At 58.2% G+C, this 20883-nt stretch carries 23 protein-coding genes; 6 read left to right on the top strand and 17 right to left on the bottom strand.

The features are described 5' to 3' along the window. Nucleotides 1-27: 27 nt before the first annotated feature. On the bottom strand, nt 28-558 hold the full coding sequence (locus ACR0CE_RS05130; RefSeq protein WP_480487542.1) for a gamma-glutamylcyclotransferase: 531 nt from the start codon (nt 556-558) through the stop codon (nt 28-30). Between the two features lie 67 nt (nt 559-625). On the opposite strand from ACR0CE_RS05130, the gene ACR0CE_RS05125 reads away from it, so the two are divergent. Then, nucleotides 626-1627, top strand: a complete 1002-nt coding sequence (locus tag ACR0CE_RS05125) for a DUF2125 domain-containing protein (protein WP_480831281.1) — start codon at nt 626-628, stop codon at nt 1625-1627. Here ACR0CE_RS05125 and ACR0CE_RS05120 read toward each other — a convergent pair. From ACR0CE_RS05120 to ACR0CE_RS05105, 4 genes are all read right to left on the bottom strand, one after another. Further along, nucleotides 1624-2475, bottom strand: a complete 852-nt coding sequence (locus tag ACR0CE_RS05120; protein ID WP_480519183.1) for an extensin-like domain-containing protein — start codon at nt 2473-2475, stop codon at nt 1624-1626. The two genes, ACR0CE_RS05125 and ACR0CE_RS05120, sit on opposite strands and share 4 nt — an antisense overlap. Next, nucleotides 2472-3392, bottom strand: a complete 921-nt coding sequence (locus ACR0CE_RS05115; protein WP_480475416.1) for a prephenate/arogenate dehydrogenase family protein — start codon at nt 3390-3392, stop codon at nt 2472-2474. The genes ACR0CE_RS05120 and ACR0CE_RS05115 overlap by 4 nt, the downstream gene beginning before the upstream one ends. After that, nucleotides 3389-4474 carry a histidinol-phosphate transaminase gene (gene hisC / locus ACR0CE_RS05110; protein WP_480831279.1) on the bottom strand — a complete coding sequence of 362 codons (1086 nt, stop codon included), beginning with the start codon at nt 4472-4474 and terminating at the stop codon, nt 3389-3391. Before hisC ends, ACR0CE_RS05115 begins: the two co-directional genes overlap by 4 nt. 64 nt (nt 4475-4538) lie before the next feature. Next, a complete protein-coding gene (locus tag ACR0CE_RS05105) occupies nt 4539-5954 on the bottom strand; it encodes an aminotransferase class V-fold PLP-dependent enzyme (RefSeq protein WP_480831277.1) in 1416 nt (471 codons plus the stop codon). A 102-nt stretch (nt 5955-6056) separates the two neighbouring features. On the opposite strand from ACR0CE_RS05105, the gene ACR0CE_RS05100 reads away from it, so the two are divergent. Beyond that, entirely contained in the window at nt 6057-6518 is a 462-nt protein-coding gene (locus tag ACR0CE_RS05100; RefSeq protein ID WP_209504817.1) for an Lrp/AsnC family transcriptional regulator, read from the top strand. Here the strand turns inward: ACR0CE_RS05100 and ACR0CE_RS05095 are convergent, their stop codons facing one another. After that, the gene (locus ACR0CE_RS05095) at nt 6519-7391 is read right to left on the bottom strand and encodes a LysR family transcriptional regulator (RefSeq protein WP_480831274.1); all 873 of its coding nucleotides are present in this window, start codon (nt 7389-7391) and stop codon (nt 6519-6521) included. A gap of 93 nt (nt 7392-7484) precedes the next feature. Here ACR0CE_RS05095 and ACR0CE_RS05090 point away from each other — a divergent pair, with 93 nt between their 5' ends. Continuing rightward, nucleotides 7485-7766, top strand: coding sequence for a DUF1330 domain-containing protein (locus tag ACR0CE_RS05090; protein WP_480482308.1), 282 nt, complete (start codon nt 7485-7487; stop codon nt 7764-7766). 58 nt (nt 7767-7824) lie between these two features. Here ACR0CE_RS05090 and rpsD read toward each other — a convergent pair whose 3' ends face one another. Next, entirely contained in the window at nt 7825-8445 is a 621-nt protein-coding gene (gene rpsD, locus ACR0CE_RS05085) for a 30S ribosomal protein S4 (RefSeq protein ID WP_170374584.1), read from the bottom strand. Between the two features lie 271 nt (nt 8446-8716). Further along, a complete protein-coding gene (locus tag ACR0CE_RS05080) occupies nt 8717-9160 on the bottom strand; it encodes a hypothetical protein (RefSeq protein ID WP_209504820.1) in 444 nt (147 codons plus the stop codon). Between the two features lie 278 nt (nt 9161-9438). Between ACR0CE_RS05080 and ACR0CE_RS05075 the strand changes: the two genes are divergently transcribed. Next, nucleotides 9439-9882 carry a hypothetical protein gene (locus ACR0CE_RS05075; protein WP_480831272.1) on the top strand — a complete coding sequence of 148 codons (444 nt, stop codon included), beginning with the start codon at nt 9439-9441 and terminating at the stop codon, nt 9880-9882. 12 nt (nt 9883-9894) lie between these two features. Here the strand turns inward: ACR0CE_RS05075 and ACR0CE_RS05070 are convergent, their stop codons facing one another. Next, nucleotides 9895-10536: an NAD(P)-dependent oxidoreductase gene (locus ACR0CE_RS05070; protein ID WP_480546154.1), complete on the bottom strand. Its 642-nt coding sequence runs from the start codon at nt 10534-10536 to the stop codon at nt 9895-9897. Further along, nucleotides 10533-11441: an EamA family transporter gene (locus ACR0CE_RS05065; RefSeq protein WP_480831270.1), complete on the bottom strand. Its 909-nt coding sequence runs from the start codon at nt 11439-11441 to the stop codon at nt 10533-10535. Before ACR0CE_RS05065 ends, ACR0CE_RS05070 begins: the two co-directional genes overlap by 4 nt. Nucleotides 11442-11519: 78 nt before the next feature. Here ACR0CE_RS05065 and ACR0CE_RS05060 point away from each other — a divergent pair, with 78 nt between their 5' ends. Beyond that, a complete protein-coding gene (locus ACR0CE_RS05060) occupies nt 11520-12014 on the top strand; it encodes a MarR family winged helix-turn-helix transcriptional regulator (RefSeq protein WP_480482318.1) in 495 nt (164 codons plus the stop codon). A 420-nt stretch (nt 12015-12434) separates the two neighbouring features. On the opposite strand, the gene uraH is transcribed toward ACR0CE_RS05060, so the two are convergent. From uraH to ACR0CE_RS05030, 6 genes are all read right to left on the bottom strand, one after another. Then, nucleotides 12435-12788: a hydroxyisourate hydrolase gene (uraH, locus tag ACR0CE_RS05055; RefSeq protein WP_480831269.1), complete on the bottom strand. Its 354-nt coding sequence runs from the start codon at nt 12786-12788 to the stop codon at nt 12435-12437. Nucleotides 12789-12984: 196 nt separating this feature from the next. Then, complete coding sequence (locus tag ACR0CE_RS05050; protein WP_480831267.1) at nt 12985-13935, bottom strand: Bug family tripartite tricarboxylate transporter substrate binding protein; 951 nt, start codon at nt 13933-13935, stop codon at nt 12985-12987. 20 nt (nt 13936-13955) lie between these two features. Further along, nucleotides 13956-15485, bottom strand: a complete 1530-nt coding sequence (locus tag ACR0CE_RS05045) for a tripartite tricarboxylate transporter permease (RefSeq protein WP_480831266.1) — start codon at nt 15483-15485, stop codon at nt 13956-13958. 2 nt (nt 15486-15487) lie between these two features. Further along, nucleotides 15488-15985, bottom strand: coding sequence for a tripartite tricarboxylate transporter TctB family protein (locus tag ACR0CE_RS05040; protein ID WP_480831264.1), 498 nt, complete (start codon nt 15983-15985; stop codon nt 15488-15490). Beyond that, on the bottom strand, nt 15975-16544 hold the full coding sequence (gene uraD / locus ACR0CE_RS05035) for a 2-oxo-4-hydroxy-4-carboxy-5-ureidoimidazoline decarboxylase (protein ID WP_480831263.1): 570 nt from the start codon (nt 16542-16544) through the stop codon (nt 15975-15977). The genes ACR0CE_RS05040 and uraD overlap by 11 nt, the downstream gene beginning before the upstream one ends. Nucleotides 16545-16675: 131 nt before the next feature. After that, nucleotides 16676-17605 carry a LysR family transcriptional regulator gene (locus ACR0CE_RS05030; protein WP_480831261.1) on the bottom strand — a complete coding sequence of 310 codons (930 nt, stop codon included), beginning with the start codon at nt 17603-17605 and terminating at the stop codon, nt 16676-16678. 201 nt (nt 17606-17806) lie between these two features. Between ACR0CE_RS05030 and ACR0CE_RS05025 the strand changes: the two genes are divergently transcribed. After that, nucleotides 17807-18193 carry a hydroxyisourate hydrolase gene (locus ACR0CE_RS05025; RefSeq protein WP_480482332.1) on the top strand — a complete coding sequence of 129 codons (387 nt, stop codon included), beginning with the start codon at nt 17807-17809 and terminating at the stop codon, nt 18191-18193. Between the two features lie 320 nt (nt 18194-18513). Here the strand turns inward: ACR0CE_RS05025 and ACR0CE_RS05020 are convergent, their stop codons facing one another. Continuing rightward, nucleotides 18514-20796 (bottom strand): adenosylcobalamin-dependent ribonucleoside-diphosphate reductase, encoded by a 2283-nt coding sequence (locus tag ACR0CE_RS05020; RefSeq protein ID WP_480831259.1) that lies wholly within the window; start codon nt 20794-20796, stop codon nt 18514-18516. Nucleotides 20797-20883 lie beyond the last annotated feature (87 nt).

The following is a 20883-nucleotide window of genomic DNA, read 5'->3' as shown; positions in this document are numbered from 1 at the left end:
CGAAATTCCACTGGTGACGCCAAGAGTTTATGCGGTAATACTGCGCACCCGTTGCGCCAACCACTCAAGATCGGCGTCGCGCAGGCCGATCTCGGCCAGATGTTCGGCGGTATTGTACAGGTATTCGTCATTCGGGCCGCGCCCGCCAACCGCATGGGCGATGATCCGGGCCTGATCCTCCAACGGCATCCCGCCGCAATACTGCACATGGTCGGCATCGATCACATAGGTCACGGCGTTGACAATGTCGCCATTTTCCAGATGCACATCCAGCATACGTTCGACATAGGCCGACGAGATCAGCTCGCGCTCGCGCAGTTCGTGCAGGGTGCGGTCTTCGTGACCGGTTTCAACCGCAAGGGCCAGACCGGTGCAGGTCGCGTTTGCCTGTTCGTCCAGCGCCAGCACCAGCCCCGGTTCTTCCTCGGTTCCCCGGTGGTGGATCGAGCTCATGCAGAAGGACCGGGCATAGCCATGCAGTGTCGCGCGTTCGCTGCGCGCGACCGGAAAGCCCGGATTCCACAGCAGCGATCCATAACCGAAAACCCACATCGTCATTGCACTGGTCCTTGCCCGTTTGGGCCTATAAACATCAATTCCGAGGCAGGAAAAAGGGCCAAAGCTCATGCGCCGTGTCATACGAGTGATCATTTTTATCGGCATCCTTTGGAGCGCCTATTGGTTTGTCGCCGGATATGGTCTGCGCGCGGCAATCACTGGCTGGTTTGATCAACAACAGGCGCGCGGCTGGCTGGCTGATTTCTCGGACGTGGCAACGGCAGGGTATCCGACCCATCACGTGACCCGACTGAACAACCCTGCCCTTGCCGACCCGGTGAATGGCACAGCCTGGAGCGCGGACTGGATCGAATTCGAAAGCCCAGCGATCTGGCCCGGCCGGCAGGTGCTACGGTTTGCCGAGACGCCCCAACGTCTGTCCTACTACGATCAGACGTCAACGATTGTCGCAGATGATTTGATTGCCGAACTACAGTTGCAACCCGGCGTTTCGCTTGTGCTTGAGAAACTGGCGCTGACGGCAGGGGCTTGGTCGGTGACCGAAAACTCCACAGCACTGGCCGCTGGTGACACCCTAAGCCTGATCATGGCGCAAACATCCCAACCCGAAGCTTATGCCATTACCGCCCGCGCGGATGGGTTCGCACCCGGTGACCGGTTGCGGGCCCTGATGAATTCGGCCGCGTCGCTGCCGCAGTCCTTCGAAACGCTGGAACTGGACATGGTCACCACGTTCAGCAAAGTCTGGGACAGGTCGGCGCTGGAACACAGCAGACCGCAGCCCGTGGCCATCGACCTGCGACTGGCCGAGATCAAATGGGGTGGGTTACGCCTGTTTGCGGCTGGTAAGCTGGATGTAGACTCACAGGGTGTTCCGAGCGGTGAGATCGCCGTCAAGGCCGAGAACTGGCGCGATATGATCGACATGGCAAACGCGGCAGGTGCCCTGCCCGATCAGGCGGTTGATCCTGTCACCCGTGCACTGAATTTTCTGGCAGGGTTGGGCGGCAACCCCAACGCGCTGGACCTTCAGCTGAACTTCCGGGATGGTTTTGTAGCCCTGGGGCCGGTGCCGCTGGGCCCTGCCCCGCGGCTGATCCTGCGTTAACGGCAATACGCTCCGCTGCGGTAGCGTGCCGTATCCAGATGGAAATGATCGCGATGGTAGCCGTCCGAGTTCGGCCCCAATACCGTGCCGAACGGGCCACACGCACCGCGCCAGATCTTCTGCAATTGCTTCTGTGACGGGTTCTTGCGCCACCCTTCCAGGACGGTCACGACTTCACCATCGGCCAGCTTAAAGGCCGAAATATCGATGGCGCGTCCTTTGCCGTGCTCGGAAATCCGCGCGCCCTTGCGGTTGTTGCGAGTTCGGCATGCATAATGGGCTGCCACCTGCAATTCGACCACCGGGCCGCGGCGTTTGAAGGTGGGTTTGACCGTTTTGTCGACCCATTTGTTCAGCGCAACTGCGGTGCCGCAATCCATCGTCGCCGGGCGGCTGAGTGCCACACCGGAAACAGAGGTGATTTGCACCGCATCTTTTACGCCACAGGCCGAGTTGTCGCTGCCGACCCTGCCGACGGGCTTGCCCTGAATGGCGATATCTCCGCAAACTGACCCTTTACGCAGCTTGCGCTTCTTGAAAAGCACCTGCTGTTCAAGCGATTCAGGTCTCAAGTAAGGCATCAGCGACGTGTCGGGCCCCAGCAGTGGCAATTCCGATGGTCGCGCCAAGGCGGCAGTGACCTGCGGTGAAACCGGGCGTGAGATAGGGCGCAGATCAGTTATAGCCGCCACTGAAACCGGGGCAATGGCAGACACAACCTGAACGTTGTGCTGGTCCAGAATCGGACGTGCGGGAGGAACCAGAGATCGTTCCAGAGGAGTTGCCTGTGTGGCCACGGCGCACAACGCCATGATCCCGATCAGAAATTGCCCCCGGTATAACCTCATGAACCTGCCTTTCCCCGCCCGAAATCCGGTGCGTCGGTGTCCTGCCCCGCGTCGATGATGCCGCGACGAATAGCACGGGTATGGGTGAAGTAGTCAAACAAATGTTCCCCGTCCCCGGTCCGGATGGCACGTTGCAGCGCAAACAGCTCTTCCGTGAACCGGCCCAGGATTTCCAGCGTCGCGTCTTTGTTGGACAGGAACACATCGCGCCACATGGTCGGGTCGGATGCGGCGATGCGAGTGAAGTCCCGGAAACCCGCGGCCGAGTATTTGATCACTTCGCTATCGGTCACCCGGCGCAGATCGTCGGCCACGCCAACCATCGTGTAGGCGATCAGGTGCGGCGCATGGGACGTGACGGCCAGAACCAGATCGTGATGATCGGCGTCCATCTCATCGACATGGGAGCCCATACCTTCCCACAACGCCCGAAGGCGGGCGATTGCATCCGGGTCGGTCCCTTCGACGGGCACCAGCAGGCACCAGCGATTGTCGAACAATTTGGCAAATCCCGATTCCGGACCGGAATGTTCCGTCCCTGCCAAAGGATGCGCGGGAATGAAATGCACACCTTCGGGGATATGCGGCTGAACTGCGTGAATGACATGCCGCTTGACTGACCCCACATCCGACAGGGTCGCGCCGGGCTTGAGCACGGGTGCGATGTCTTCTGCGACGGCCCCCATTGCCCCCACAGGCACGCAAAGAACGACAAGATCAGCACCTTCGACCGCTTCGCGCGCCGTGTCACAGACGCGGTCGCACAGCCCGATTCTGCGCGCGGTGTCACGTGTCGCCTCGGACCGGGCATAGCCGGTCACTTCCCCGGCCAAGCCCCCACGCTTGATCGCCCAGAACATGGAGGAGGCAATCAGGCCCAGCCCGATCAGCGCAACCCGGTCGTAAATCTGGCTCATGCTGCGCCCTCTTTGAATGCTGTAATCACCGCAACGACGCGGCGGCAGGCTTCCTCATCGCCCACGGTGATCCGCAGGGCATTCGGCAGGTTGTAGCCTGCAACCCGGCGGACAATCAAACCCTGCGTTTTCAGATAGTCATCACAGGCCTCGGCCTCGGCCCTATCGGCAAAACGCGCGAGGATGAAATTGGTACAGGACGGGTCCGAGGGTACGCCAATCTTGTCCAGCGCCTCGGCCAGCCACACTCGCAGGCGCGCATTTTCAGATTGGCAGAACGTCAGGAAATCGACGTCGCTGATCGCTGCTTCGGCTGCGGCCAGGGCTGTCAAAGACAGGTTGAAGGGCTGACGCACCCGGTTCAGAACATCGATAATCGATTGGTGCGCATACCCCCAGCCGACCCGCATCCCGCCCAGCCCGTACACTTTCGAGAATGTGCGGGTCATGATTACGTTCTCATACGCATCCACCAAAGACGCGCCACCATCGAAATCGTCGACGAATTCGGCATAGGCGCCGTCCAAGACCATCAGGCAGGTATCAGGCAGACCCTGCGCCAGACGGTCCAGTTCGTCGTTCGAAATCATGGTCGAGGTCGGGTTACCGGGGTTGGTGACAAACACGATCCGCGTCTGGCTGGTTACGGCGGCCAGAATGGCATCCACATCGACTTTGCGGTCGCGCTCGGCCACCATGACCGGTGCGGCACCTGCCATGCGGGCGATGATCGGGTACATGGAGAACCCGTGCTCGGTATAGACCACCTCATCCCCCGGCCCCGCATAGGCCTGAGCGATGAATTGCAGCACCTCGTCGCTGCCGACACCGCAGATGATCTGCGCAGGGTCCAGCCCGTGACGCGCGCCGATGGCCGCGCGCAAACTGGCGTGGTCGGTGTTGGGGTACCGATGCAAAGTGGCTGCGCTGTCGCGCACCGCCTCAATCGCCTTGGGGCTGGGGCCGAACGGGTTCTCGTTTGAGCTCAGCTTGATCACATGCTCTACTCCCGCCACATGCGACTGACCGCCCTGATACAGCGCGATGTCCATAATGCCGGGTTGCGGGGTGATCTTGGTCATGAGAGGCTCCGTTGATTGGGCCCCTCATACCTGTCTCAACGGATTGAGAAAAGCGGCAATTCCATCATGCGGCCTTGAAGCGCGCAGTCGCCGGGTCGGCGTTGTAATATGGCACGAATTCCTCGGTACGGCGGGACAGGTCATTGACACTGTCGATGATGAATTGAACTGTTTCCTCGCTCATCAGGTACGAGAAATTCAGGCGTACCCAGCCGGGTTTCTTCATCTCTTCGCCCGCAGACAAGGCCGCGTGCAGCGCCTCGGATGCGGGGCGATCAATCCCCAGAAGGCGGTGGGCATAAGGCCCTGCGCAGGCACAGCCGCCACGTGCCTGAATGCCGTAGACGTCGCTGAGCATCCGGGTAAACAGCTGCTGATGCACAGGCTGTCCCGCGTTGTCGCGCACGAGGAAAGAGAAGATCGGCAGGCGATGCGGGTGATTGACCCCAAGCAAGGTCAGGTTCGGATTATCCTTCCACCCGTCCAGCGCCATCTGGTTGTACTGCGCCTCGCGCCTTGCAATTTCTTCCGTGCCGACGACATCTTTGACGATAAAGGCCAGCGCCGCGCGGATGTCGCCAATCACGTTGGGCGTTCCCGCCTCTTCCCGCGCAGACAGGTCCGCGCTGTAGTCATGCCGCCACGGTGACACGAAACTGACGGTGCCGCCGCCCGGCCAGCTGGGGCAGTTCCGTTTGGCCGCAGCCCGGTTTACGATCAGAACACCCGACGCCCCCGGACCGCCCGGGAACTTGTGCGGGGAAACGACAATCGCATCCTTGCGCGCGTCCACCGGCCCCATATCCATCGGCAGGTAAGGCCCGCCCCCGGCGTAATCCCAAATCGCCACGGCACCGTGCGCCTTGAGCAACCGAGTCACCGGATCAGGGTCCGTGACAATTCCGGTTACATTGGACGCCGCCGAAAAGGAACCGATCAGAAGATCTGCGCCTGCATGGGTCAACAGCGCGGTTTCCAGCGCCCTCAGGTCAACCCCGCCGCCTTCGGCCTCGGGGATTTCAACCACAAGTGCCTTGCTTTCCCGCCACGGCAGGATGTTCGAGTGATGCTCGTACGGACCAATCAAGACAACCGGTTGGTCGGCCTCTGCCACCCCGAGCAGGCTGACCAACCGGTTGAGCCCCGCAGTAGCGCCAGACCCGGTGAAGATCACCGCATCCTCTTCCTGGGCACCAACAATGCGGGCTATTTCCGCCCGCGCCTCGCGGCGCAGATGTGTCATGTAGGATCCGCAGTAAGAGGCCTCGGTGTGGCTGTTCGCATAAAACGGCAACACACGTTGCGCCACAAAATCTTCGACCTGCCGCAAGGCGCGACCCGAAGCGACGTAATCCGCATAGACAAGCGGCACGTCTCCATGCAGACCCGGGATCAGAACATTCTCTCCGATCAGCCCATCGCGCAGGTTTGAATTGTGAGCGGTGGAACAGAGTTCCGCACGAAACTTGGACAGGGACATTGCGTTGGCTCCTAACTGTCCAACTAATGTGATTTATTAATCGCGTGAAAACTTCACCTATTATTGCGTAGATTTTAAAAACTTTGTGTCATATGATCAAACATGGCACAAAAATTAGATCAGATTGACACGCGCCTTTTGAAAGAACTGCAGAAGGACGCCACCCTGTCGCAACGGGAGTTAGCGGATCGTGTGGGGCTTTCGCAGAACGCCTGCTGGCGGCGTCTGAAGGCTTTGAACGAAGATGGCGTCCTGATCGGCTCAACCGCCCGCATCGCACGCGAGAAATTGGGGCTGAGCCTTGTGGTCTTTGTCATGCTGCGCACGCGGCATCATTCGGCCGAGTGGCTACAGGCCTTTCGCAGCCACGTTCTGACGATCCCCGAGGTCGTGGATTTTCATCGTATCGGCGGTGACTACGATTATCAGCTGAAAGTCGTCACACAGGATATGGCGTCTTACGACAAGGTGTATCAACGGCTGATCGAAAAGGTCGAGCTGGACAGCGTCACGTCGTATTTCGCGATGGAAGCAATCGCCGAAGGTCGGCCCTTGCCGATTTGATTACGCCGTAAACAGCGGGCGTTTTTGTTTGAAAAAGGGCACCATGATATCGCGGAACGCGACCAGTCTTGCCGAAGGCCAAACATCCGAGTGCGCCACGATCCAGATATCTGCGTAGGGTTGCGGTGAAAGAACCGGAACCTGCACCAAGCCCCGAAGTGAGCGGCCCAGAAACACCGGCATACGAACAACGCCCAACCCTGATTGTGCGGCACCCGCCATCGCGACCATGTCATCAAAGCGCATATGTATCCGCGAGTTCGGATAGATTTTGTCGACGCCGTCCGGCAGGTTCGGCTGCTTTTCATAAAGCAACCAATCCACGGGCGCGTTCGGATCTTGCTGCATTCGCGCGGCCCATTCCGACGTGGCAAAACAAGCGCTGTGCTGTTGCGTCAGGCGCAGACCTTTCAACGTATCGCCGGGGTTGCGGCTGATCCGGATCGCAATGTCGGCTTCGCGTCGATTAAGGTCCAGAATCTCGTTTGCCGCGCGCACCTGCAAAGACACAGCAGGGTGCCTTTGAGCAAACTCGCCCAGCGCCGGGGCCAGCACATGGGCAATTAACAGTTGCGGCGCGGTTAAGGTCAGCTGCCCTTCCAACCGGGCATCCCGCCCTGACAAACCGCGCAGCATTGCGTGTTCTGCGCTTTCCATCCGGGCAGCATACGCAGCGACTAGGTGCGCTGCTTCTGTCGGTCGATACCCGTCGGTCAGCCTTTCGAACAGCACTTCGCCTGTCGCAGCTTCGGCGCGGGCTATACGGCGGGCAACAGTTGTGTAGTTGACGCCAAGCTCTTGTGCCGCGGCGGACAGGGTACGCCTGCGGACCACGGCGAGTACGGCCCGGTAATCATCCCAATGAATATCCATACATGCAAATTCGCACATCACTGATGCAAATACACGCGTTTTCGCAAAGCAGATCACACCCTAGCTTTTGCCCACACATCAAGGAGCAAAGCCATGATCTATGCCTACGCAAAACTTACCGTAAAGAATCCCGACGCGCTGGCCGCTTATCGCGAACAGGCCGGGCCTGCACTGGCCCGCCATGGCGGAAAGGTCGAACACGCCACCAAAGAAACAACCGCGCTGGACGGCACACCGGACTTGCCTGACGTTGCAGCCCTGCTTTCCTTTCCCAACCGGGACGCGGCGCTGGGATGGATCAACGACCCGGAACTAAAAGACATTCACGAGCTGCGTCGCAGCGCAGGTGCGTCAGATATCGTTCTGCTGGGCTGAAAATGAAAAGAGCCGCACCCAAAGGTGCGGCTCTGAATTCCGGATCGGAATGCGAAGATCAGTTCTTCGCGTAGAATTCGACGACCAGGTTCGGTTCCATCATGACCGGGTACGGCACATCGCTCAGGCCTGGTGCGCGAACGAACGTTGCGGTCATTTTCGAGTGGTCAGCATCGATGTAGTCAGGAACATCACGCTCGGCCAGGGCAACAGCTTCCAGAACAACAGCCAGTTGCTTGGACTTGTCACGCACTTCGATGACGTCGCCTTCTTTGACGCGGTAGCTGGGGATGTTCACCCGCTTGCCGTTCACTTTGACGTGGCCGTGGTTCACGAACTGACGCGCAGCGAAGACGGTCGGTACGAACTTGGCGCGATAGACGACGGCGTCCAGACGGCGCTCCAGCAGGCCGATCAGGTTTTCACCGGTGTCGCCTTTTACACGCTCGGCTTCGGCATAGATGCGGCGGAACTGCTTTTCGGTCAGGTCGCCGTAGTAGCCTTTCAGCTTCTGCTTGGCACGCAGCTGCAGACCGAAGTCCGACAGTTTGCCCTTGCGGCGCTGACCGTGCTGGCCGGGGCCGTATTCACGACGGTTGACCGGGGATTTCGGACGACCCCAGATGTTTTCGCCCATCCGGCGGTCGATTTTGTACTTGGCAGACGTGCGTTTGGTCACGGCTGATCTCCTTCTTTAGGTCGATGCCCAAACGGGCAACTATGAAGGGCGTTGTCCTCTTGAGATTTCCCTCATGACAGGCTTCCCCTTGCGGGGGCCACCAACACCAATGAAGCCGCGCTTATATCCGCAAAGCCGGCAGAGTCAACACGGCATTCAACGCAGTTTCGAATATCTGCAAAGATATGTTCGCCGCAGGCAGCACAGGCCCCTGCGCGCATAGCGACGGTTGCCGTCACACTGCTTTCATCAAAAAAAATACAGGTCGCGTTCAGGCCGGAAATGCAACGACGTTCCCACCGCCTTCAGCACCCGCCTTGTGCACCATCACAACCTCGGTCACGTCGACGATCCAGAATTCTTCATCCCGTGGCGGGCAAGCGCCATCGAAAACAATGGTCGGCGCTGCATCATTGGTGTCGGCAACAAGGTTGGCTGAAAACCGCTGCGACCCATTGGTAAGCGTCAAAGCTCCGGTCACGTAGCCGGAGATTTCCCGGACAATCGGAAAGCGGTTCTGCAATCGGGTTGCAGCTCCCCGCGCATATCCAATCTGTTCGACGCTGCTCTCGGCCTCTGCGCTCAGCACTATTGCCTGTCCGCGCCATGACCAAGCCGCACCAACTGCCAGACACGCCAGAGGCGCGTCCTCGAGTCCGTCAATTTCAGTTTGATCCCATGAAATGGCTACCTGACCGTTAACTCCGGCTCTCATCTGCCCACTCGCACTATTTAACATCCCGATATTCAATCATTGCTTATCAGCACCAAATCCGGCGGAAAAGAGACAGGAATGAAGCATTCACAAGAATGTTGCAGAAGTGAATCAAAAATATGTGTTTGCCTTGATCCAAGCTGATTATCTGAGCATCAGCTTGCTGCGGCGACCCAGGGAATGGTTTCTGATCAGAGATCAAGATGGAAAAACCCACTCGTGAGAGTGGTGGTCACACTTCCTTAGTCAGACATGCGATCCGACGGAGCGTTTTGGTGATGGGCGCTAAGCTGCTGCTGGACCGTCCATGGACCTTGACGCCGAGTGTAACAGCATTGGCGGCAACAAGCGTTCTTTTGACCTTGTGCACTGGTGTGGCCCTGCCGATCTATTTCAAACTGGTGCACACGCTAGGGTCCATGGACGTCGCAAGCCAGGCGTATCTGCGCGCCGGTGTCGGTGTGATGCCGGGTCTGGCCATCCTGGGTGAGACATTTACTTGCCCTGTGGCGATAGGGCTTTTCTCGGTCATTGGTGCACCTGCAGTATTTCACCAGCCGCCATGGACCGCCCTGTTGAATCGGCTCATAGCTGCCTTACGTCAGCGACCGTCGATGCCGTGGCGCGGCCTGTTCGTTTTCGTAAGGTCACGTGACGAGACCGCATTCGATAAAACACCCCGCTTGCGAACTGCAGACGGGGCGCTTTGCCAAAACGACTAGGTCGTTGGGGGTTCAATAGCCTACGGTAAAGGCGGCGCGTGGATATTTGGGCGATTGAGCCTCATCTACAATTGCCACTGCAAAATCTTCCATGGAGATTTCTGAGTTGCCGGCGTCATCAACAATCAGGTTATCTGTGTCGGTTCTGAAGACGCCCAGGCGTTCACCGGGCTGCAATAAGGCGGACGGGCTGGCATAGGTCCAGTTTGCTGAGGCATCCGATGAACAGAGTTCCCACTGCGCCATGGATGCACGTGCGGTTGGGACTATGCTTTCAGGCAGAAAGTCTGGATCTGATAAGACAGTGTGCGGGCTGCCATCGGGCATATGCAGACGAGCGGCACCCCCAATAATAATTACACGAAGACGGACAAGAGATGCGACATGCAGGATGGATCGGGTCAAAGCAACAACTTCGCCTTCACGCCCGGCCGGTGTACGCACAGCGCTTATGGCCAAATCCTGGCCAGCCATCGCAGTGGCCAATGCCGCAGGGTCTGCGACATCTGCAACAACCGGCTTGGCACCTTTGGGTAGTTTTTTGAGCCCCGCCTCATTTCGAACTGCCGCAGTAACCTCATGGCCACGCGAAATGGCCTCAGTCACGACACGAGAACCGACGTCGCCAGTGGCACCAAATACAACAAGTTTCATGAGCATTCTCCTTTTGAGACGAGGTGTGAATTGGAAGTTCTTGAAAGTACGGAAGTGCCCATCTGCCCAGCACGCTGTCCAAGCCAGATTGCCGTGAGCACAACCCCGGCTCCGGCGATCTGGGTGGGCGTCAAAGCCTGACCAAGAAGCATCCATCCAATGATGACTGCGGAAAGCGGGCTGAGAAAACCAAGGGCTGAAACGGCGCCGGGTTCGATCCGGGAAACGCCCCGGAACCATAAGATGTATGTCAGCGCTGCCCCGATCAGAGTGAGATAGACGATGCCGGTGATGTTTTGCGTATTCAATGGTGGAAACGCAGGCTCAAACAGAAGCGCCAAAGGTACCAGCAACAGCCCCCCTGCCGTGAGTTGCCAGGCCGCCAAAGTCAAAAGGGGCACAGGGGCTTGCCACTTCCGGGTCAGAACTGTGCCCGCCCCCATGGAGGCTGCGCCCCCGATGCCCGCAATCACTCCAATCGGATCAAGTGAAATCCCCGAACCAAGAACAAGAAGTCCGACCCCAAAGATACCGATCAGTGCCGCGACCACCGCAGACACCTTGACCGTCGTACCAATCAGCACCCCGGCCAAGAATACGACAATCAAAGGCTGAACCGCCCCAACAGTTGCGGCTACACCGCCAGGCAGCCGGTATGCCGCCACAAATAGCAATGTCCAGAACGCGGTGAAGTTGAGCGCACCGAGAACAAAGGCGCGTATCCACCAGATACCCTGCGGCAATTGGCGGGCAAGAACAAGCAATAGCAGGCCAGCGGGCAAAGCCCGCAGGGCAGCCATAGTGACTGGATACCCAGCCGGAAGGATTTCAGTCGTAACGTAGTACGTGCTGCCCCAGACCAGCGGCGCGATTGCAGTGAGCGCGATGTCGACATGATGTTTCATGAGGAATCTCCATTTATCTTGACGTCAAGATATTGCTCATTCTCTTGACGTCAAGATAAATCTTCGCAATATGCTTCCATGGACCACATTGATCGTATCATTTCGCAATGGAACAAAGCCCGACCCGACCTTGATGTCGGACCGATGGAAACGATTGGGCGTCTCTCCCGCCTGGTGGCTCAACTCAGAAAAGAGATGGACAAAACCTGGAAGGTTTACGGGCTAAACCTCGCCAGCTTTGATGTACTGGCGACTCTGCGCAGATCCGGAAAGCCTGAAGGCTTGTCGCCCGGGGAACTGCTTGATCTGACCATGGTGACGTCCGGGACAATGACCAACCGGATTGACCAGCTCGTCAAGGCAGGTCTGGTAGAGCGCGTACCAAATCCTGAAGATAAACGGGGTTTTTTGATACGTTTGACCAAGGCCGGGTTCTCAAAAATCGAAAATGTCGTTTCAGATCACGTTGAAACACAACATCGGCTCTTGAGAGGGTTATCACCCACGCAGCGCGAAAACCTGAATGAATTGCTCAAAACACTTGGCGAGGCGATTGACGTAGACGCGAAATAAGTACCGGAAAATTGGCGCGTACCGAGAAACCAACACACTCTCAGAATACGACTTTGCATTGGAACTAACCACCAATGCTCTAGCAGGATTCTCATTGCTACAATTTTGTGAAACACAGGCGAACATTGCTCGGTTCTGTTTCGCAGTTCTTGATTACCTGATGATCGGGAATGTACAGCAGTTTGGTATTCTTGGCCGAGTTTGTCCTCGGTTCTGCCACAGAATAGTTGCCACCCGCGTCTGAGGTCGTCACGACCTACTCCTGTCAGTTCCAGCACGCGCTACCAGAACTGCGTTCGACCTGCCAGGTTGGGACGAAATTTGCGACAGAACCCTTTCACCCGCTTCAACTCTAGCGACTGGTTATGTTTACGACTTTCGGGCGCGGCTTTTTCGCCGTCCATGATACCTGTAGGGCGGTCAGCTGCCGCGATAGGTTGCGTAGCTGAATGGCGAGAGCAGGAGCGGTACATGGTAGTGGATCGCTTCCGACATGATGAACCGAAGCGGGATGACGTCCAGGAAGCGAGGCGTTTCGGGAGCAACACCAGCCAGGTCCAGATAGTCTCCGGCATGGAAGACAAGTTCATAGACGCCTTTTGCAAACCGTTCAGTCGGCAACACCTGTTCATCGGTACGGCCGTCACCGTTTGTCGTGAGCGTCTTGAGATACGTGCGCCGGTCGCCCTCGATCTGGAACAGTTCGATCTTCATTCCCTCTGCCGGGCGGCCGCGCGCGGTGTCGAGAACATGGGTCGTGAGATAGCCAGACATTGATTTTCCTCAAAGTTCTGAAGCGTTAAAGCACTTTGATGTTCACTTTGCATAGTCCACTGAACTTGTCAGACGGGGCAACTAAGGGAGTTGATGCCGGGCCAAAGTCTCAGATGAATCTCATCGGCTTGCGCGGCATAAACCGCAGGAGACTGGTCGCCATACAAGATGAGCATGGCGACCAAATCAAAGCGGTCTACTCCTTGATTCCGGCCGATTCGATCAGGGGCGCCCAGACCTCGATCGAGTTCGCAACGAAGGCTGTGTAGTCCTCGGTCGACATCGCCGCATGCGTTATCCCGAGTTCCTTTAGCCGTTCCTGGACATCGGGACTGGCAAAAACAGCAAGGACGGTGTCGTGAATTGTCTCGGCGGTTGCCGGGTCGATGCCCGCCGGTCCGGACAGGCCGACCCAGTTCTCAATCACGATGTCGTAGCCCTGCTCCTTAAAGGTCGGGACGTCAGGAATTTCCTTGTTCCGCTCAGGTGAAGCGATCGCAATCGCGACGGCTTCATTGTCTTCGATCATCTCGCTGTTCTGAACGACCATGTCATAGAAACTGTCCAGCACGCCGGCGCGAAAATCTTGGATCGCCGGAGAGCTACCCTGGTAAGGCACGTGGATCGACTCCACCCCGAGCGCCTGATCGACGGCAACTCCCAGAATGTGGGAGATCGAGCCCACGCCGCTCGAACCAAAAGTCATCGGGGTCTCTTTGACAAACGCAACATACTCGTCGAGCGAGGTGATCCCGGAGGAGGGCTGAACAAAGAGGCCGGGCGCCGACGCGCCTATATAGGCGACATGCGTGAATCCATCGAGCGGTTCATAGGGAATCGACTGGAACCGCGTCGGTGCGATCGTGAAGGGCGCATTGTTCGACAGAATCAGCGTCGTGCCGTCAGGAGCCTGTTGCGCGACGTAGTCGGCCGCAACCGTTCCTGCCGCCCCCGGACGGTTGTCGACCACAGCCTTCTGCCCGAAATCGGTATCGAGGTGCTGGGCGAGCAGTCTTGCGACAAGGTCGCTTGTGCCGCCTGGCGGGAACGTCACGACGATCCTGACCGGCTCATCGCTCCAGGCTCCGGGTTCTGCCAGTGCCGCAGGTGCGTGCAGAAAGAGGGCCGCTGCGGCTCCGGTGCTCATAAGTAGTCTTCGGTCAATTCTCATGTTGATGTTTCTCCCTGATTGGCTTTCTTGGCCGCGCGACGGCGGCGTCGGTTCTGCTCTGTCTTGAACAGAGCAAATGCGAGAATGGCGACAGTGATTGCGATCAGCGTCGCGCTGATGGGTCTCTGAAGAAACACCATCGGGTCGCCACGAGACAGAAGCATCGAGCGTCGCAGCTGTTCTTCCATGAGCGGGCCAAGAACGAACCCTAAGAGCAGGGGCGCAGGCTCGAAGCGGAAGAGTCTCATGACGTAACCGACGGCACCGATCACCAGCGTCAACCAGACGTCGAACACGTTGTTGTTCAGACTGTAGACACCCATGCAGATCAGAACGATAATCGTCGGGTACATATACTTGTAGGGAATTTTTAGAAGCCTAACCCACATGCCGATCAAGGGTACGTTGAGGACCAGCAGCATAATGTTGCCCACGAGAAAGCTCGCGACCAGACCCCAGAACATGTCGGGCTGTTCAGTGAGAAGACGGGGTCCTGGCGTGATCCCGTAGATCATCAGTGCCCCAATAACAATCGCCATTGGCGGGCTGCCGGGCACCCCCAGGGTGAGGGTGGGAATGAAGGCCGTTTGAGTCGCCGAGTTGTTCGCTGCCTCGGGAACCGCCACGCCGGGAACCACACCGGTACCAAAATCCTTCCGCCGGCGGTTCACCCGCTTCTCGACCGCATAGGCAAGGGCCGCAGCAATGGTCTGGCCGGTGCCTGGCAGGGCACCAATAAAGGATCCGATCGCACCGCCACGCAAGATCGGTGCAGGCAGTGATTTCCATTCTTCTTTTGAGGGATAGAAATCGTTGTAGTCGACGGTCTGAGCCGCCTTTCCGCTGGTCGCCGTGCGGATCGACGCGATGACCTCGGTCACGCCGAAGAGACCCATCGCCACGATTACGATGTGTACGCCATCGCGCAGTTCCGGAATGCCCATGGTGAACCTGAGGTCTCCTGTGGTCAGGTCGATGCCGATTGTACCAAGCATCAGGCCGGTCACCACCATCGCGATTCCTTTCAACGCACCGCCGTTGCTCACGGCCGAGGCTGCGATCAGGCCTAGAAGAAGGACAGAGAAATAGTCAGGTGGTCCGAAACTGAGCGCGATCTGCGCCAGGGACGGCGACAGGACGGCGATCACGACCATACCGATAATCCCGCCTCCGAAAGAAGCGGTAGCTGTCGAAAAGAGCGCAACGCCTGCGCGGCCTTTCTTCGCGAGGGCGTGCCCCTCGATCGCGGTGATCGAGGCCGCCGGCGTGCCTGGAACGTTCATCAGGATCGAAGCGGTCGATCCGCCGTATTCCGCGCCGTAGAAGACACCGGCAATCATCACCAAGGCGGGTGTCGGATCGAGATAGAAGGTGAGCGGCAAAATCATCGCGATCGCCGCCATCGACCCGATGCCCGGCAGAACACCGATGAAGGTTCCAAGAAACACCCCGATGAAGCAGTACATCATGTTCTGCGGCTCGAGAACCACCAGCAGGCCTTGGTAAAAGAGTGTTAGGACATCCATAGTCAGCCTCCCGGAAACGGCCGGAGAGGCAGATTCAGCAGTTCGATGAAGACTGCCCAGCATCCGAGCGCCACGACCACCCCGAGGATCAGTTTTCCGATCCAAGAAAGTGTGCGGTCCGGCAGGCTGGCAACGATCACGGTCAGGAAGACTGCGGGAACGAGTCCAAGCCAATCGGCTGTGACCGCGAACATGGCGAGAGCCCCGCAGATCGCGAAAAGCTCAATCCAGTCCGGTGTCTCGGCGATGCCATCGCCGCGCCGCTCTTCCACACAGATGATCAGAGCCAGGATCGCAAGAATGGCTCCGGTGACAAATGGGAAGGCCCCGGTTCCGAGGCGGGTCGGGACCCCGAGCCCCAACTGCCAGCCACCGACCATGAAGGTGATACTCAGACTGAAGAGCGCCAACCCTCCGATCTCGCCGCCCCAACCGAGCGCTCCGTGGCTTCCTTCCGGCACCCGGTCGTCGGCGTCCAAATGTTCGGGATCAACTGGCATGCCCGGTCCCTCTTGTCACTGCGCCCCCTTTTCCGTGCATGTCTGGTTTCGAGGCCTGCCTGAAGATCGCAAGCACGCGGGCTGCGCTTACGGCAGAGATTTGGTCGATTGCCGAGCGGATTTCGGAGGCGCGATCGGCCTTTAGACGATCAGTGAACTCAGCGATTACGCTGTCCAAATCGGTATGGCGTGCCAGGGCGGTAATGAATGGAAAACCAAAGCGTTGCCGGTACGCGGCATTCATCGATGCAAGTCGGTTTCGGTATTCGCTTTTGGGAGAGGTGAGATCGAACCGCCCCTGCTCGACTTGGGATTCCGCCGTCATGGTCAGGGGATTGTCGGGCGCGAGTTCGGGATGCGCGCAAAACAGGGTAATTCTGTCCGCTTCGCTCAGGGCAATGAGTTCTCGATGAATGGCCGTCGTCAGCGCATCCAAATCCCGAAAAGGCCGGTGCGAGACCACCCGTTTCGCCACCTCGGGCGCTCGTTCGATCAAGGGTTCGATGTAGCCAAGCGCCGTCTGATCGTCCGCATGATTTAAGTCTTCCAATGATGTCATGTGACGTCCCCCTACGGTACAGCGTAGGCAGAGGCACTATTGTCGTCCATAGAATAAAAGTTTACGATCCATTCGCATTTTTAGAATGAGCTGAAAATCTCTCTCGAGGCTCGCCGAGATTCAACACCACGTCAGATCGGGTGACCGGACGTTCCAGAGAGGTCATCAAGACACCGGACTGATAGGTCGAGGATCTTCTGACGGAGGGCTGAAATCGGCATCTGAGCGTTGGATATCAGAGAGATGCTCTGACGAAACGCATCCTTGTCGCTAATCGGGACAAAGGCGAACCGGCCGTCCTTTATCTCCGGCCCTGCATCGATCTCCGAAGTGACAGCGACATACCTGCCTGTCGCGACAAGCAGCTTCATGAGTTGAATGGAGTTGACGACAACTGGCGTGCGAGCCTGCTCGAAGAGCCATCCATGACGAACCTCAAGAAGTTTCCGGATGGACAGTGCCGAGCTCTGGAACACGACGGGATTCGCCACGAATTCCGAGAAACTTATCGAGGACTTGGTCGCCACCGGATGGTCTTTCGTGGCGATGCATCCCAGCGGAAACTCTCTTCGCCAATGAAAGTCGAGCGTATCGACGGGCGGTGCATTTGCGACAGCAGCGAGATCAAAGTCGCCGTTGAGAACGCCTTTGACGGCGGCGTCCGGGCTCATGATTTCGACATCGACGGTGACCATCGGGAAATCCAAAGCGACGGCTCGCACCACTTCAAGCACGAAACCGTTGACCATGCTATCCATAGCGGCGAGCCTGAAATGTCCCTGTTCGATGCCTCGATTTTCCTGGACAGTAGACCACAGGCGCGCGTTGTCGAGGCGCCAACCGCGTGCAAGGTCCAGAACAAGCTTGCCTGTGGGTGTCAAAGTCAGGCCCTTGGGATCTCTGTCAAACAGAGCCTCTCCCAAGTCCTCCTCTATCGCCACGATCTGCCGGTGGACGGCAGATGCAGAGATACCGAGTTCCCGTGACGCCGCCTGGATTGATCCAGATTGCGCGACCTGCTCTAGATATTGAAGTGCGCGCGGAACCAGATGAAGTGCCATTTCTTGAGACCCCCTCCGAGGCATGGGAGAACGTGACGACGCTTTGCGCCAAAGCCGGTCGGCGTAGTCTCGACTAGGCTAACAGCCTATTCTGTATTTTGAAATGGCGCTTCCTTCTCTGTGGCAGATAATGAAATGACAGAACCATATCGATGGAGCTTGCGATCTGCATGGAGCTCCGCAAAGGAGGAGAATTGCGCCGTGACACCTCAGACCAATCCAACCGGTCCGGATGCTGGAGGAATTTCAATTCATGCGGTGGATGTTGCCGAAGGCATACCCGCTGCCGGCCTGGCTGTTCGGCTATGGCACGTGCGTCCTGCGAGAACGGAAATCGCATCCGGAGTCTGTGGTGCGGACGGGCTGCTGCTCCATCCGGTCAGCACGGGCCAAGATGTGCAGCCAGGCCTCTATGAGGTCGAGTTCGAGGTCGGTGACTACTATCGGCAAGCTGGTCGCTTGCTGCCGGATCCCTCGTTCCTCGAGACCGCGGTCTTTCGCTTTGGCATCGAACGTGTTGAGGAACACTTCCATTTGCCATTCAAATTCACCCCATGGGGGTTCTCGCTGTTTCGGGGCGGCGCCTAGAGAGCAGACCCCAGTGGGCAGCTCGGGTTGAATGCTAATGCCTGAGTTGACGCTGTTCAGCCCGTATGAACACTTTGGGAACAGGTGGTCGACAGCCGAGAAAGCTGCGCGGTCTGGCAGTCTTGTGGCGCTGTTGCAATCGCATGATCAGGATTTGCGCATCTGTTAGCATACCCACTATCCTGAAGAAGCGTCTCGACACAGGACAACCCCAGAAGAAATCCGGGGCTGTTCCTCATATCACCTGCCTTAAATGACCTATTAAAACGTTTAGGTCATGTCGCGTGACACGCCACACACATTTGTGCAGCGCTTCATACCTATCCGCATTTGGAATGACCGCAGCTGCGGCAGGTCATGCAGCCTTCGATCATGACCATGTCGTACTGACCGCAGGACGGGCAGGCTTTGCCGCGTGGCGCGTCCAGGTTCACCACCTGCGCCTGGGGGTCGGATTTCAACCCCATCCCCTCGCCTTCCAGAAAGCCGATGGCAACCATGTGCTGTTCGATCACGCCCCCGATCGCGGCCAGGATCGATGGGATATACTTGCCTTTGACCCACGCCCCGCCGCGCGGGTCGAAAACGGCTTTCAGCTCTTCGACCACAAAGGACACGTCCCCACCCCGACGGAACACGGCCGAGATCATCCGCGTCAGCGCCAGTGTCCAGGCGTAATGTTCCATGTTCTTGGAGTTGATGAACACCTCGAACGGGCGGCGGCGGCCCGAGATGATGATGTCGTTGATGGTCAGATAAATCGCGTGCTCGCTATCGGGCCATTTCAGCTTGTAGGTCGAGCCCTCCAGCGATTGCGGGCGATCCAGCGGTTCGGACATGTAGATGACGTCGCCGCCTTCAATTTCATGTGGCGCATTCGCGCTTTCCCCCGGCACCTTGTCATCGCTTTCCGAAACAGTCAGAACCGAGCCAGTCACATCGTTGGGGCGATAGGTCGTGCACCCTTTGCAGCCCTGATCCCAAGCCTGCATGTAGACGTCCTTGAAGGCGTCAAAGCTGATATCTTCCGGGCAGTTGATGGTCTTGGAGATCGAGCTGTCGATCCATTTCTGCGCCGCCGCCTGCATCTTGACATGATCCAACGGCGTCAGGGTCTGGGCATTGACGAAATAGTCGGGCAGCGCTGCGTCGCCGAACTTGTCGCGCCACATCTGAACGGCGTAATCCACAACCTCTTCCTCGGTGCGCGAGCCGTCTTTTTGCAGAACCTTGCGGGTGTAGGCATAGGCAAAGACCGGTTCAATCCCCGACGACACATTCCCGGCATAAAGCGAAATCGTGCCCGTGGGCGCAATCGAGGTCAGCAGAGCGTTGCGGATACCATGTTCGCGGATCGCATCGCGGACGTCGTCATCCATTTGTTGCATCGTGCCGCTGGCCAAATATTTCTCAGCGTCGAACAGGGGGAACGCGCCTTTCTCCTTAGCCAGGTCGACCGAGGCCAGGTATGCGGCGCGGGCGATTGCGTGCAACCAGCGTTCCGTCTGGCGCGCCGCCTCGTCGGACCCATAGCGCAGGCCCAGCATCAGCAACGCATCCGCAAGACCCGTCACGCCCAGCCCGATGCGGCGCTTGTCCTGCGCTTCCGCCTCTTGCTCGGCCAGCGGGAATTTCGAGGCGTCCACGACGTTATCCATCATGCGCACGGCTGTCGCGACCAGTTCCTGCAACGCCGGTTCATCCAGATGCGCGGCATCCCCGAACGGTTCGGCAACCAGCCGCGCCAGATTGATCGAGCCCAGCAGGCAAGCCCCGTAAGGCGGCAGAGGCTGCTCGCCACAGGGGTTCGTCGCGGCGATGGTTTCAACATAGCTCAGGTTGTTGGCCTGATTGATGCGGTCGATGAAGATCACGCCCGGTTCGGCATAATCATACGTGGCCTGCATGATCTTGTTCCACAAATCACGCGCCTGAACGGTGTGATAGATCTTGCCGTCGAACTGCAACTCCCACGGGCCGTCGTCCTTGACCGCCTCCATGAAGGGATCGGTCACCAGCACCGACATATTGAACATGCGTAGGCGGGCCGGGTCAGATTTGGCGGTGATGAACTGTTCGATATCGGGATGGTCACAGCGCATGGTGGCCATCATCGCCCCCCGGCGCGAGCCCGCGGACATGATCGTCCGGCACATTGCGTCCCACACATCCATAAAGCTGAGCGGGCCCGAGGCATCTGCCGCCACGCCCTTCACATCCGCGCCGCGCGGGCGGATGGTCGAGAAATCATAGCCGATCCCGCCCCCCTGCTGCATGGTCAGCGCGGCCTCTTTCAGCATGTCAAAGATACCACCCATGCTGTCGGGGATGGTGCCCATGACGAAACAGTTGAACAGCGTCACCTGCCGCGCGGTGCCTGCGCCAGCGGTGATGCGCCCGGCGGGCAGATACTTGAAATCTTCCAGTGCCTCGTAAAACCTGTCTTCCCAATGATCCGGATCGTCCTCGACCCGCGCGAGGTCACGGGCGATGCGTCGCCAGCTGTCTTCAATCGTCTGATCGATGGGCGTGCCATCCGCCTGTTTGAAGCGGTATTTCATATCCCAGATCTGCTCGGCGATGGGGGCGGCAAAGCGGCTCATTGGTGATTCCCTGTGCTGAAAGAGGTATCCAGACTAACACCCACTACACCTTGATGAAAGCCAATCCTGAGCTACAATGGATAGATA

It is taken from the genome of Ruegeria sp. L11, from assembly GCF_056531755.1.
The sequence above is the reverse complement of the archived record's forward strand: the minus strand, read 5'-3'. Positions and strand labels throughout refer to the sequence as shown.

What these genes read in the sequence shown, in the direction of transcription:
- ACR0CE_RS05045 (WP_480831266.1), bottom strand. Translation starts at nt 15,485, where the DNA reads ATGGATGTCCTAACACTCTTTTACCAAGGCCTGCTGGTGGTTCTCGAG.
- ACR0CE_RS05090 (WP_480482308.1), top strand. Translation starts at nt 7,485, where the DNA reads ATGATCTATGCCTACGCAAAACTTACCGTAAAGAATCCCGACGCGCTG.
- uraH (WP_480831269.1), bottom strand. Translation starts at nt 12,788, where the DNA reads ATGTCTGGCTATCTCACGACCCATGTTCTCGACACCGCGCGCGGCCGC.
- ACR0CE_RS05050 (WP_480831267.1), bottom strand. Translation starts at nt 13,935, where the DNA reads ATGAGCACCGGAGCCGCAGCGGCCCTCTTTCTGCACGCACCTGCGGCA.
- ACR0CE_RS05020 (WP_480831259.1), bottom strand. Translation starts at nt 20,796, where the DNA reads ATGAGCCGCTTTGCCGCCCCCATCGCCGAGCAGATCTGGGATATGAAA.
- ACR0CE_RS05065 (WP_480831270.1), bottom strand. Translation starts at nt 11,441, where the DNA reads ATGAAACATCATGTCGACATCGCGCTCACTGCAATCGCGCCGCTGGTC.
- ACR0CE_RS05105 (WP_480831277.1), bottom strand. Translation starts at nt 5,954, where the DNA reads ATGTCCCTGTCCAAGTTTCGTGCGGAACTCTGTTCCACCGCTCACAAT.
- uraD (WP_480831263.1), bottom strand. Translation starts at nt 16,544, where the DNA reads ATGACATCATTGGAAGACTTAAATCATGCGGACGATCAGACGGCGCTT.
- ACR0CE_RS05070 (WP_480546154.1), bottom strand. Translation starts at nt 10,536, where the DNA reads ATGAAACTTGTTGTATTTGGTGCCACTGGCGACGTCGGTTCTCGTGTC.
- ACR0CE_RS05030 (WP_480831261.1), bottom strand. Translation starts at nt 17,605, where the DNA reads ATGGCACTTCATCTGGTTCCGCGCGCACTTCAATATCTAGAGCAGGTC.
- ACR0CE_RS05080 (WP_209504820.1), bottom strand. Translation starts at nt 9,160, where the DNA reads ATGAGAGCCGGAGTTAACGGTCAGGTAGCCATTTCATGGGATCAAACT.
- ACR0CE_RS05120 (WP_480519183.1), bottom strand. Translation starts at nt 2,475, where the DNA reads ATGAGGTTATACCGGGGGCAATTTCTGATCGGGATCATGGCGTTGTGC.
- ACR0CE_RS05040 (WP_480831264.1), bottom strand. Translation starts at nt 15,985, where the DNA reads ATGCCAGTTGATCCCGAACATTTGGACGCCGACGACCGGGTGCCGGAA.
- ACR0CE_RS05115 (WP_480475416.1), bottom strand. Translation starts at nt 3,392, where the DNA reads ATGAGCCAGATTTACGACCGGGTTGCGCTGATCGGGCTGGGCCTGATT.
- ACR0CE_RS05060 (WP_480482318.1), top strand. Translation starts at nt 11,520, where the DNA reads ATGGACCACATTGATCGTATCATTTCGCAATGGAACAAAGCCCGACCC.
- ACR0CE_RS05125 (WP_480831281.1), top strand. Translation starts at nt 626, where the DNA reads ATGCGCCGTGTCATACGAGTGATCATTTTTATCGGCATCCTTTGGAGC.
- hisC (WP_480831279.1), bottom strand. Translation starts at nt 4,474, where the DNA reads ATGACCAAGATCACCCCGCAACCCGGCATTATGGACATCGCGCTGTAT.
- ACR0CE_RS05130 (WP_480487542.1), bottom strand. Translation starts at nt 558, where the DNA reads ATGACGATGTGGGTTTTCGGTTATGGATCGCTGCTGTGGAATCCGGGC.
- ACR0CE_RS05075 (WP_480831272.1), top strand. Translation starts at nt 9,439, where the DNA reads ATGGGCGCTAAGCTGCTGCTGGACCGTCCATGGACCTTGACGCCGAGT.
- ACR0CE_RS05095 (WP_480831274.1), bottom strand. Translation starts at nt 7,391, where the DNA reads ATGGATATTCATTGGGATGATTACCGGGCCGTACTCGCCGTGGTCCGC.
- ACR0CE_RS05100 (WP_209504817.1), top strand. Translation starts at nt 6,057, where the DNA reads ATGGCACAAAAATTAGATCAGATTGACACGCGCCTTTTGAAAGAACTG.